The sequence below is a fragment of the Steroidobacteraceae bacterium genome, assembly GCA_041395505.1.
In the GTDB taxonomy this organism is placed as follows: Bacteria; Pseudomonadota; Gammaproteobacteria; order Steroidobacterales; family Steroidobacteraceae; genus JAWLAG01.
Window position 1 is genome coordinate 349,361 of the sequence record JAWLAG010000001.1, and the last position, 12,299, is coordinate 361,659.

The following is a 12,299-nucleotide window of genomic DNA, read 5'->3' on the forward strand; positions in this document are numbered from 1 at the left end:
GGAGTACCGGTGGCCGGCTCAATCAGAACTTGCGGGTGGCAGTCAGGATCACCTGGCGGCCAGCACCGTAGGTGCAGCCGGCCGGGCCGCTGCATCGCGCCGTGTACTCTTTGTTGGTGATATTCGAGCCATTGAGTGCGACGCGCCAATCCGGCGTGTCGTAGTGAGCGATGGCATCGAACAAGGTAACCGATTCGCCGAAATAGACCACCGGATTGAACGGTCCCGGCAGTGCGCCGGCGCTCTCGCTGTTGTAGCGCACGCCAAGACCAAAGCCGAACCCCGCCAGCTGGCCGCGCTGGAACGTGTAGTCGCCGAACAATGACCACTTGTTCTTCGGCGTGGTCGGAAGCGGCGAGCCAATTTCCTCCGGCGTGCCGCTCTTCGTGACTTCGCTCTTGGTGTAACTGTACGAACCGTTGATGGAAAGTTGCTCATGCAGACGCGCGACGAACTCGAGCTCGCCGCCTTTGACCTCGACTTCGCCGCTCTGCGTCCCAAAAACCGGCGTAATGGACGGCAGCGTGCTGACGACGTTGGTCTGTATGATCTTGAATGCCGCGACCGTAGCGAACAGTCGTACATCGTCACCAAGGCCACGCGCGTCGAACTTCACGCCCGCTTCGATCTGCTTGCCGCTGCTTGGCTTGAAATCCTCGCCGGTCACCGAATCGCTGCCGAGCACGGGTTCGAATGACGTCGCATAGCTGACGTACGGCGCGACGCCATTCTCCGCGACATAGTTGAGGCCCACGCGGTAGGTGAACTTGTGCTGATCAGTGGAAGTCGCAGGCGCTGCGAGATTGTTGTCGATCTTCACGGAATCGTAGCGTCCGCCGGCCAGGAGATACAAATCGCCGAACTTCATCTGATCCTGGACATAGACGCCGGTCTGCTTCAATGACTCATCGTTGAAATTGAATGGATAGCCGGGTTCGAGCGTTGCCTGAGGCGCGTAAACCGGATCGAAAAGATCGATGGTATTGGCAAAGATGAAACCGAAAGCAGCCACGTTGTCGACCTTGCGGTAATCGACGCCAGCTACCATCTTGTGCTCGACCGAGCCAGACGCGAACCCGAAATCGAACCGGTTGTCGGTCGCCAGGCTGTCGACGTCCTCCGCGTAGCTGAAGTTGAACTGCTGGACTGTACGGAAATAACTCGCTTGCGAGGCGTCCGTGGTATTGATCAACCCGCCACCACCGTAGATGACCGTTGGTGATCGTTCGCGGTACTTGCCCCACTTCAGGTTCGAGTGGAATGTGACAGCCTCGTTGAACTGATGGACAAAATCCCAGCCAACGGCGTACTGGCGTCGCTTGTAGAGATTGTTTGGGTCGCCAAGATTGACGCCGGGGTCGACCCGGCCAATCGGGTTCGGCAGAAGGGTTCCATAGACCGGCAGGAAACCGTTGGTATCGCCCTTGACCTCGTCGTGCTGGTAGTACAAGAGTCCAGTCAACGAGGTATTGGGCCCGATCTTCCAGGTAAAGGTTGGGGCAGCGAGCGCACGCTTGGCACTGACGAGATCGCGCTCGGCGTCGCGGTCGCGGTAAAGCCCGGTAAAGCGTACCGACACCGCATCACCGACCGGCCCGGTCCAGGTGCCGAATACTTGCTTGTAATCGTCTTCGCCGTATTTCAGGCCGATCTCGCCGCCGGCTCGATCGGATGCGCGGCGCGTGGTCTGGTTATAGATGCCTCCGGGGGGCGCATTGCCATAGAGAACCGACGCCGGACCTTTCAGCAAGTCGAATGACTCGAACGCGTACAGATCGAGACCGACGCTGTAGATTGTCGTCGAGATAGGTGCCGCCAGCCCGTCGATGTACTGCTTCGGAGTGAATCCGCGCACCGTCAAAAAGTCGTAGCGCAGGTCCGGACCATAGTTTTCGCCGTGCACGCCCGCCGTGTAGCGCACCGCCTGTTGCGAATCGATGAAATTCAGCAGATCCATCTGGTCGCGAGTGATCACGGAAACCGATTGCGGCGTTTCAATGAGCGGAATATCGCTCTTGTTCGCCGACACGCTGCCTTCCGGAACATAGTGCTTCGCGGTGACGATCACCGTCGTGATGCCGTCGACCTCCGTACGGACGGTTTCGACGGGCGTTGACGTGTCTGAGGCATCAGCACCCTCGGACGTGGTCTGGGCGGAAACCGTTCCGGCGGCCAACCACGGTAGCGCAAGGGAGCAGAAAATGACTCGGCGGATCTTGGCATTCATGGCGACCCCTTTCGCGTATGCGCCCAATTCGGATGAACCGATGCCGATGGATGCTATGCGTCGCAAAGACGCCACGCCTAAGTGAAAGGGTCGCAAGTCATCGCGACCGGGCCAGCGCAGATTGTGGCGTGGGGACTACAGCGACCGAAGTGCGTTGGTCTATTGGCAGGCGTCGGCGGCCGTCGGCGGCCGGTCATCGCAATACCATGCGCGGCCAAGGGGGCGTTGACGAGGCCACTTTTCCGCCAACGTCCCGCCATCGTACAGTCGGCCTCCGCGCATGACCGCCGAGATCGCGAGCGTGTTGCCGATGTCGGTCAGCGGGCTGCGTTCCAGTATGACGAGATCGGCGAACTTGCCCGGCTCGAGGCTGCCAAATTCCGCTTCGCGACCAATCGCCTTGGCCGAACCCAGGGTCGCGGCGCGTAACGCTTCCGCCGGCGTCATGCCGCCCATTACATGCGCCTGCATCTCCCAGTGCATGCCGAGGCCCGGCATTTCGCCGTGTGAGCCCATGCCGATGATGCCGCCCGCTCGCTGCACCGCAGCGGTGCTCGCCGCCACGCGCGGGAAGAGATACTCCGCGAGCTCACGATAGGTGCGCGAGCGGGTCTTGATGTCCACCACGAATCGCGGCGCAAAGCGGTTGAGCTTGGCATCGTTCGCAGGCTTGTCGCGGACGATGAAATAATCCTGCCCCTCGGGACCGCCATTGGTGATCTGTAATGTCGCGGTCCAGGCCACCCCGGATTTGGCAACCAGGTCGATCATGTCGCGATACAACGGTACGGCCGTCAGGGCATGTTCATTGCCCGCATAACCGTCGATGATTTGCGTCATGTCGAGCTTCATGGACAACGCACCCTCGGTGGTCGGATGCAATCCGAGGTCGCGAGCCGCCATGGCGATCCACTGACGGACGTGTCGGTTGCCGCTGCGGTACATCTTGATGTTGCCGAGTCGGTAGGCGTCGCGATAACGACTTAGAACATCGTGCACTTGTTCATACGAGCGGAACTCGTTGAACGAAAACAATGCAGGCCCGGTCGATGCGATTCTCGAGCCCGCCATCAGTCCGGCATCCACCGCATCCTGATAGGCCAGCATGTCGATGCTGAGCGGTGAGGGGTCGAAGGCCGTGGTGACACCGTAGGCCAGGTTCGCGCGCGGGCCCCAGCTTTCGAAATCGAGAATGCCGCGGCGAATGTCGGCGATGTGATCATGCGCATCGATCAGGCCGGGGATAATCCATTGCCCAGTCAATTCCAGGGTGGTCGTTTGCGGCGGAATCCGGACGGTGCCACGTTGGCCGATTGCGGCGATGCGATCGTTTTCGATCAGCAGGTCCGCATCAGGAATGATCTCATCGCCGCGCTCTGTGATCACCGTGGCGCCGCGCAACAACAATCTGCCCTGCGCTCGATCGCGCGGCAAATCGACGTTGGCTTCGAAGACCTGGTCGCTGTCTGCACCCGTAGCCCCAATCGCCCGCCGATGAAAGCGGTTGCCGAGGGACCAGGTAATGCTCTTGCCATCGGTCGACCAGCCGAAGAAATCGGCACCGACCTTGGTGAGCTGGTGGTGTTCGATAGCCGGATCACCGATGTCGATCGTGGCCGCCGACACCGGCACTCGCAACAGATGCAGTTGCTGTGCGATATGCGCAAGAACCCAATTTCCATCAGGACTGATGCGCATGTCATCGGCATTGGCTCGTCCGGCAACAAAATACCAACCGGGCCCGGTGACATTGACGCGCAAGCGGTGGCTGCCATCGCCGGGATCGATTTCGTGTACACCGTCCGGGTAGCGCAGGTACAGAGCCCTCCCGCCGGGCCCGAAATGCGGTTTGCCGCCCAGCTGCCCGGTAACGACGACCTTGCCATCGCCAGCCGTTGCGGCCGTGTGCAGGTCGATTCGCACGAGATCGGCCTGCCGGAACGCGCCGTACTCCATGTAGCTGTGCATGCGGACGGAATGACTCGAACGCAGCACAAATACCGCCGAGTCATCAGGCGCAAATGTCGGCGACGTATAATAGGCGGCCAGGTTGCTGAGCCGCTGCGGCGCGCCGCCCGCCATGTCGATGACCCAGACCTGACCGGCTTCGCGCGCATTCCACGTAACGTAGGTCAATCGATTACCGTCACTCGACCAACTCGGCTGAAAACCGGGCGTCAAACGCTGCGGACTGGATCTGCCATCGAGTGTTTGTACGTAGATCTGACCCAGAGCAGAAAACGCCAGTCGTCGCCCGTCGGGTGACTGCATGGCATCCTGGATCAGCCTTGCCCGCACCGGGCCGGTTTCCTCGCGCACCGTGGCACGGGTCGAGGCCGCGATGGGCAGGCGGGTCTTTACCCTGAAAGGCACCATGCGCATCGCGCCCGTGGCAATATCGATGCGCTGCAACTTGCCGCCCACGTTGGCGAGCAGCTCACGATCGTCCGGTGTGAATACATGGTTGGGCAGCAAATCACGCCAGCCCGATGCCTGCAGCTCGTCCTGTTGCACCGGATACGCAAGCCAACGATCGCTCCTCGTTCCGAGATCGAGCACGCGCAGGCCGGTCCGTCCTCGATCCCTCGCACCATAGACCAGCAATCGACCGTCGTGCGACAACGCAGGGCGAAAGGCCGTGCCGATCACCAGGTCAGGTCGCGGACTGCGCGGTGCAGCGATGAGAACTTCATCCGCGCCGGTCGCCAGATCCCGTCGCACGATCCGCCACTCGGGTAATTTGTCGAAATCGTTCTCACCGTCGTGTTGGGCGAACACGAGGTAGCGCCCGTCGCCTGATGCAACAGCGCCCAATACGCTGGTTTGCGGGATCTGCCCGCCGCTGCTCGCAGCCGGGATCAGACGCTCGCCGGCGCCCGAAGTGACATCGAACCGCCACAATTCAAAGTAGTTTCCGGCTGCGACGTATCGCGAGGCGAACAGGCTCCGGCCATCGGCGCTCCAGCCGGGCGACGTGAAAACCGAGTTATCGTCCTGGTTGCTGATCGGCTGCGGCGCGCTCCCGTCCGCGCGCATGACCCACAGGTTTTCAGCCCCCGAACGGTCGCTGATGAAAGCGATGCGGCTGCCGTCAGGCGAGAACACCGGTTGTGAATCGAACGCCATGCCGCTCGTGAGCGCCCGTGCATCGCCACCCGTCGCCTCGAGCCGATACAGGTCGCCGAGCAGTTCGAATACGATCGTCTTGCCGTCCGGCGACAGATCCGGTGACAGCCACGTGCCTTCGTCGGTGTCGATGTCGATGTATCGTGAAGCCGCGAGCGGCAGCGCGGTCCCGGTTCCACCGGCGAGCAAGGGCCCGCTTGCCATCAGCCAAGTCAGCAGCGCAAGCGCAATCCGGGTCATCGGCTGTGCGGCTGGTAGCGATCCCGCAGCTCCGTCTGCCTCGTGCGCAGCGAAATTTCGCGACCATTGAAGTAGACCTGCCGCGGCGCAGTCGACGGCTCGAGCGGATCGCCATCCCAGACGACGAAACTTGCCGGTGCGCCGGGCGCCAGCACTGCTGCGGTCGCGCCTCGTTCCCAGATCTTTGCGGAATTCTGGGTGAGGATCCGAATTGCAACCGCCGGCGGCAGGCCATTCGCGACGGCCATGCCGGCGCCCTCCCGCAGGGCAGGGCCGAGGTTGTAGCTGAGATAGATGCCCTGCATCGATACCATGAAGCCGATCAACACGCCCGCGCGCTCGAGCAGCGCGGCATTGTCGCGGCGTATGCCGATCATGTCGAAGTTCATGGGCAGATTCTCGAGCGGATCGAGAATGACCGGCACCTTCCGTTCGGCGAGCAAACCGGCTACACGCCAGGCCTCGGTACCGCCCACAAGGACGATGGCGATGTCGAAGTCGTTGGCGAGCGCGATGGCCTGCCGGATGTCCGACTCGCGCTCGGCGACGATCGCGAGCGGCATGCGCCTGCCCAGCACCGCCTGCAATGTTTCGATCTGCAGATGATTCTGGATCTGATCACGCGCCTGTCCGGGGCGAGGCGGGCCGCGCAATGAACGCGCTTCATCCAGTGAAGCGCGCAGCAATCCCCAGCTGGCTGCGCGTGATCCGCCGGCACTGTCGGCTGCGCCGCCGCCTGTCGTCACGAACAACGCCGCGCGAGCAAGATGCAGGAGCGGCGCACCAGGCGCGAGGTCGATGCGTGCGCCCTGGCCGCTGAACAGGCCGCCAGCCTGTCTATCAGGGAACACCATCGCGCGCGCCACACCGGAGCTCCGTGCCTTGCGCAAGGCGGGATTGTTTCCATCGAGCCCCAGGGAGACATCGAAGGCGGCGCCGAGTTCGCCGCCACTGACGCCCCGATCATCGGTGCTGGCATCGCTTGCGATATCCACGAGCCCAATCTGGGTCGCCGCCGCATCGAGCGGCGCAGTGATGACGCTGCCCGTGATGCCGATGAGACGCGCGTCGGCCGGCACGGGCCCGCTCGCGACGATGGAACGGATATGTTCGTCGTCGATGATGACGGTCGCATTCTCGACCGGTTGATCCGATCCATTCGTCCACACTTTTGCGCCGGTGAGCGCAACCGTGTCCGCCCGGCCGATACAACTGACTGCGAAACACAGAAGCCATAACTTCTTCACGGCAGCGGCTCGCGTTGCGCTCGACCCAGCTCGAAATCGCTCACCGGTGGATGCTCACTCGATCGGTCGTAGGCCACAGCGCCATCGACAAAAACGAGATCCGGTTTGCTGTAGATGCTGAATGGACTACCTGACCACAAAACGACGTCCGCATTGAATCCGACGGCAATACGCCCAATGCGATCGCCAAGCTGCAATACGCTCGCCGCATTCGAGGTAATCCAGCGAATCGCTCGTTCCGGCGGTACGTCGAGTCCGGCTCGTCGTCCGGCCGCCGCTGCCTTGGCGGCCTCGAGGGTCAGTAGTCCGCCGAGCAGCGGGATATCCGAATGCATGATGGCGCAGCCGCCGGCCGCGTCAACGAATGCGGCATTCTCTTCGATTCCGTCCTCGGCTTCGCGTTTGAAACCCCACCAATCCGACCAGACCGCTGCGCAAACGCCGGCATCACGGAGGAGCGGTGCGATCTTGTAGGCCTCGGTCGCATGGTGCACGGCGGCAATATGAATACCGAACTCCTGCAGTACGTCGATCCAGTGGGCGATGTCTTCGGCTCGATAGCAGTGCAGGTGAACCGGTATCTCGCCGCGCAGGGCGCCTGCGAGCGTATCCAGCTTGAGGTCAGTCTGGGGTGGATCCTTGGATTGTCCGCTCGCGTATCTGTCCCACTCTGCCTGGTAGCGCTGCGCGGCCAGGAAGGCCGCCCTGACCCCCGCAATCTCACCTTGGCGGCTGTTCGGAAAGCGTCCTCGAGAACCGAAATTCCCGGCCGGATTTTCTCCGCAGGCCATCTTGAGGCCCTGCGGCGCACCTGGAAAGCGCATGTCATCGACGGTCACGGCAGGCACGGTCTTGACCACGATCGAGCGGCCGCCAAACAGAGCGCCGGAACCCGGCAGGATCTGCACGGTGGTCACGCCGCTTGCAAGCGCGCGCGAGAATGCCGGATCGCCAGGGTGCACCGCATGTTCGATCCAGGTATCGGCAACATTGGGGTCACTGTTCTCGATGATGTCGGTCACGCCGGCATCCGCGGTATTCGGTGGCAGCAGAAATGTACCGTAGTGGGTGTGAACGTCGATGATGCCGGGCGTGACCCAGCGGCCGCCGGCGTCAATGACCCTCATGCCTTCGCGCGGCAGATTCCGCCCCACCGCGACGATGTGTCCGTCGCGCATCGCAACTTCGCCGCCATCCATGCGATTGCCGAGCCCGTCCAGGATGATCGCGTTGACGATCAGGGTGTCGAACCTCGGCAAGGACTTGTAGCGGCTCAACGGTGCACGTATAGCGGATTGGGCCTCCCGGGACGCCGTATTGCGCGGCAGCTCCGCCGCGTCGCCATTCCCGGCCACCGCGAGTAGCGCGATGAGCGCGCCGGTCGCCGATTTTCCAGTCAGATCGAGCACTCAGTCGACCCGCTGTCCTGCCATCCAGTCGGCAAGCGCCATGCCCTGAAATCCTGCGACAATCTCCGCGAAGGTCGACGCATCTTCATCCTGCCCGAGTTTGAACCTTGCCTGTGCGCCGCGTACGTGCGCGCGAAAACCAATTATATGCTCGCGCAGCTGCGCATAGCGCTCGCCCATCTGTTCGACCTGCCACGCAGGCTTGGCGTCGCGTTCGAGATGCGCTGCCAGACGGCGCACGGCGTCGTCCGTGCCGGATTCGCAGAATTCGATGTCGACTTCGAAGCGGACGATCGCGTAATTCCAGGTCGGGCCCCATCCAGGCTTCGAAACCATTCTTCCGGATACGTAACCTTGCGGACCGTTGAACAGGGCGAGGGCGCGTGGCCGCTCGCGCAGCGCCGGTAGCTGCGGGTTGCGTTTGGCGATATGACCGAGCAGCGAGCGCACCCCATCCTGCGAGGCTTCGTCAACGATCAACGGCAGCGCGCTCACCTGAAAATCCTGCGAGACCAGCAGCGCGAGCGGATACTCGGCAATGAGCTGCAGGACGTCTGAATGGGCGCGTGGTTCGAATCGGCCGCTCGGCATGGTGCTCAGAGATTAGCCGCCAGCGTCGAACGCAGCCAGTCGGATGTCTGGCCTATGGCGCGATCGGCCAGCGAGGAGATCGCAGCCGCCTCGAGAAAACTGTGTGTCGCACCGCGGCAGGCATTGCTGAGTACGGGCACGCCCGCGGCACGCAGTCGATCGGCCATGGCGAGATTGCATTCGGCCAGTATGTCGCAGCAACCAAAGGTCAGGTTGGCAGGCGGCAGGCCGGTGAGATTGGCGAGAATCGGTGCAAACAGCGGGTTGGTGTAATCACCCGCATTGCGCGCGTAGTTGCGCCAGAAATAATCCATTTCGGCCGTGTTCAGCAGGTAGTCCGGGCCGTCGAAGCGTCGGGATTGAGCCGAGAACTCGGTCGCATAGGCACCATAGTTGAGGACCATGGCTTTGAGGTCCTGCGTGCCCGCGTCGCGCCGTGCGATTGCAGCGGCGATCGCAAGATTGGCACCGGCTGAATCACCGCCGACAGCGAGCTGCCTGGGATCGATGCCATATCGGCGACCATCCCGACCGAGCCAGTCGATTGCCGCGATGACGTCATGCAAGGCCGTCGGGAATCTCGCCTCCGGAGACAGGCTGTAGTCGAGCCCAACGACGATGACCTGCGCCCGGGACGCGTACTCGCGCATCAGCCGGTCGTGCGTATTGATGCTGAACATCGTCCAGCCGCCGCCGTGCAAATAGAGCAGGGCGCCGCGCAGATCCCCCTCGATCGGTGTGTGGATGCGTGCAGGTCGGCCCGCAATCGAAAGGTCGGTCGATCGCCACATGCGCGGCCCACCTTCGGCCCAGGGCGCGCGAACCTGCTCCGCCGCACGCCGCCGCTCGGCGAGTGGCAGCGAATCGAAGTCGGCAAACTGCCGATAACCGTCATGAATCGCCGTGACGAAACGGCGAATTTCCGCATCGACGTCGTCGACCCGAGCTTTGACCAAGTCGTTCATGCAACGCGTCTGACCAACCCGAAGGGGCGCAGTGGATGTGAGCGGATGCTAGCGAAGCGCGGGAGCCCTCCCTGCGCAGAACGGGTCAATCAGTGCCGAGCCCGGGCCTTTGGTTCGCGCAACCGCGTGCGCTTGCGCACGCGACGGAATTGGCCATAATTCAATAAAAGTGCCACTCTTATCGAGTTAAGGCCATGAAGCATAGCACCGATGTGCTTGGCGTTGCGCGACCGGTCATTGCGCTGGACGATGAATATCCGGCGGGCTTCGTCGATCCGATGCATGCCCACGAGCGCACGCAAATACTCTTCGCGTCGTCAGGGGTCATGGCCGTGCGCACTGATGAAACAAGTTTCGTCGTCCCGCCGCAGCGCGCGGTATGGTTGCCCGCCGGTGTCAAGCATGAGGTGTCCTGCCGCCATTCCGTTTCGCTTCGCACCTTGTACCTCGATGCGCGCCTCGGCCGCGATCCAACCCATTGCCGCGTATTCGAGGTTTCCGATTTTCTGAAGGCGCTGATACTCGAAGTCGTCAAGTTCGCGCCGCTCTATGACATCGACGGCCGCGAAGGTCGCATCGTCGCCGTATTGCTGGATGAAATCGACCGAATGCCCAACGCGCCCTACTGCGTCGGCATGCCGAATGACCCGCGTCTGATTCGTGTCTGCCGGGCGATACTCGCCGACCCGTCCGACGGCCGTGATCTCGACGACTGGGCGCGCCTGGCTGGAATGGGACGGCGGACGTTTACGCGCAGCTTCAAGAACGAAACCGGCATGGGCGTGGCGATCTGGCGGCAGCAGGCGCGGCTCATGCATGCGCTCTCGCTCTTATCGGCCGGCCAGTCGATCACCCAGGTTGCGTTCGAAGTGGGCTATGACAGTCCGAGCGCGTTTACGGCCATGTTCCATCGTGCATTCGGGGTACCGCCCAGCCAATTCGCCTTGCGCTGATCAGGCGGCGATCCCGCGCTGCACCCGGCTTGCGCGCCGACAGTACAGCACATAAATAAGTGCGCCCGCCAGGAGATAGAGACCGAGGATGACGGCGAGCAGCACGTCGCCGGCCATGGCCTTGGCAATGATGTCGATCAGCACCGGCCCGATGAGCCCCAGACATAGCAACAAGGCGCACAGCGGAACGATGCCCACCCACACGCCACCGATATGGCGACCACCCAGCGGGACGCGAAATGGCCTGTGCAGCTGCGGATGGGTCGTGCGCAACCACATGACGCTGATGGCGACTATGGAAAATGCGGCTGCCGTGCCGAGGCTGACCAGGTCGCCAAGAATCGAAATGGGCAGCGTTGCAGCAGCCACAGCGGATATGCCGGCGACCACCATCGTGCCGCGATGCGGCGTGTGCCAGCGCGCATGAACGTCTGAGAACAGGCGCGGCAACATGCCGTCCCGCGACATCGCGAAGCAGATTCGGCTGTGACCGTAGGTATTCACCAGGAGCACCGAGGTGAGACCCACGACGGCGCCGCTCTTGATCAGCACAGCGAGCGCCGGTTGCCGGGTCGCATTCATGGCCACGGCTATTGGGTCTGCGACGCCAAGCTCGCGATAGGGCACGAGGCCCGTGAGCACGAGCGCGACCATGATATAGAGCACCGTGCAGATGATCAGCGCGCCCAGGATACCGATGGGCATGTCCCGCTGCGGATTGCGCGCTTCGAGTGCCGCGGTCGATACGGTTTCGAAACCGAGATATGCGAAGAACAGAATGGACGCTGCTCGCAATATGCCGGGTACGCCGAACTGGAATCCGCCTTCATTGGGCGGAATGAGCGGGTGCCAATTGACCGGGTTGACATAGGCAACGCCCACGGCGACGAAAATGAGCAGCACGGTCACCTTGATGACGACCATGACGGCATTGACCGCCGCCGAATGAGAAACGCCGCGAATCAACACGGTCGCGACCGCCGCGAGCATGATCACCGCCACCAGGTTGACATTGCTCGTGAGCGCGAAGCGCGTACCGGTCGGCGTCGTAATGCTCTGCACCATGGGACTGCGCAGGCTTTCGGGCACGATAACCTGAAAGTCCGCGAGGAGGCTCGACAGATAGCCCGACAATCCCACGGCAAGTGCCGAGCCTGCAAGGCCATACTCGAGCATGAGCAACCAGCCGAGACCCCAGGCAAAGACTTCTCCCAGCGCGGCATAGGTGTATGTATAAGAGGAACCAGACACCGGGAGTGTCGACGCCAGTTCGGCGTAGCACAGCGCCGTGAATGCGCAAGCCGCTCCCGCGACGAGAAAGGAGATGGTTACAGCCGGTCCCGCATAGTTGGCTGCGGCCGTGCCGGTCATGACGTACACGCCAGCGCCGATGATGCAACCGATGCCGAGCAACATCAGTTGCAGGGCGCCGAGCGAACGCTTGAGGCCGTGGTTTTCCGTCTCGGCCCTGATGTGCGCAAGGGACTTTTTCGAGAAAACGCTGGATTTATCCAACGACATGCTGCTTGGCCTCGCGAGAG

The 12,299-nt window shown here is 62.4% G+C and carries 8 protein-coding genes; 1 reads left to right on the forward strand and 7 read right to left on the reverse strand.

Features of this window, described 5'->3' with window-relative positions; translation table 11 throughout:
• Positions 1–22: 22 nt before the first annotated feature.
• From R3E77_01600 to R3E77_01625, 6 genes are all read right to left on the reverse strand, one after another.
• Positions 23–2,227, reverse strand: a complete 2,205-nt coding sequence (locus tag R3E77_01600; GenBank protein MEZ5498103.1) for a TonB-dependent siderophore receptor — start codon at positions 2,225–2,227, stop codon at positions 23–25.
• A 159-nt stretch (positions 2,228–2,386) separates the two neighbouring features.
• A complete protein-coding gene (locus tag R3E77_01605; protein MEZ5498104.1) occupies positions 2,387–5,593 on the reverse strand; it encodes an amidohydrolase family protein in 3,207 nt (1,068 codons plus the stop codon).
• Positions 5,590–6,840: a hypothetical protein gene (locus tag R3E77_01610; GenBank protein ID MEZ5498105.1), complete on the reverse strand. Its 1,251-nt coding sequence runs from the start codon at positions 6,838–6,840 to the stop codon at positions 5,590–5,592. The genes R3E77_01605 and R3E77_01610 overlap by 4 nt, the downstream gene beginning before the upstream one ends.
• Positions 6,837–8,249, reverse strand: a complete 1,413-nt coding sequence (locus R3E77_01615; protein MEZ5498106.1) for an amidohydrolase family protein — start codon at positions 8,247–8,249, stop codon at positions 6,837–6,839. The genes R3E77_01610 and R3E77_01615 overlap by 4 nt, the downstream gene beginning before the upstream one ends.
• Positions 8,250–8,840 carry an FMN-binding negative transcriptional regulator gene (locus R3E77_01620; GenBank protein MEZ5498107.1) on the reverse strand — a complete coding sequence of 197 codons (591 nt, stop codon included), beginning with the start codon at positions 8,838–8,840 and terminating at the stop codon, positions 8,250–8,252.
• A 5-nt stretch (positions 8,841–8,845) separates the two neighbouring features.
• Complete coding sequence (locus tag R3E77_01625; GenBank protein MEZ5498108.1) at positions 8,846–9,805, reverse strand: alpha/beta hydrolase; 960 nt, start codon at positions 9,803–9,805, stop codon at positions 8,846–8,848.
• A gap of 194 nt (positions 9,806–9,999) precedes the next feature.
• Between R3E77_01625 and R3E77_01630 the strand changes: the two genes are divergently transcribed.
• Positions 10,000–10,758 carry a helix-turn-helix transcriptional regulator gene (locus R3E77_01630; protein MEZ5498109.1) on the forward strand — a complete coding sequence of 253 codons (759 nt, stop codon included), beginning with the start codon at positions 10,000–10,002 and terminating at the stop codon, positions 10,756–10,758.
• On the opposite strand, the gene R3E77_01635 is transcribed toward R3E77_01630, so the two are convergent.
• Complete coding sequence (locus R3E77_01635) at positions 10,759–12,273, reverse strand: amino acid permease (GenBank protein ID MEZ5498110.1); 1,515 nt, start codon at positions 12,271–12,273, stop codon at positions 10,759–10,761.
• Positions 12,274–12,299 lie beyond the last annotated feature (26 nt).

Excerpts from the sequence above, each read along its gene's own strand:
- R3E77_01600 (MEZ5498103.1), bottom strand. The coding sequence starts at position 2,227 with ATGAATGCCAAGATCCGCCGAGTCATTTTCTGCTCCCTTGCGCTACCG.
- R3E77_01605 (MEZ5498104.1), bottom strand. The coding sequence starts at position 5,593 with ATGACCCGGATTGCGCTTGCGCTGCTGACTTGGCTGATGGCAAGCGGG.
- R3E77_01620 (MEZ5498107.1), bottom strand. The coding sequence starts at position 8,840 with ATGCCGAGCGGCCGATTCGAACCACGCGCCCATTCAGACGTCCTGCAG.
- R3E77_01625 (MEZ5498108.1), bottom strand. The coding sequence starts at position 9,805 with ATGAACGACTTGGTCAAAGCTCGGGTCGACGACGTCGATGCGGAAATT.
- R3E77_01630 (MEZ5498109.1), top strand. The coding sequence starts at position 10,000 with ATGAAGCATAGCACCGATGTGCTTGGCGTTGCGCGACCGGTCATTGCG.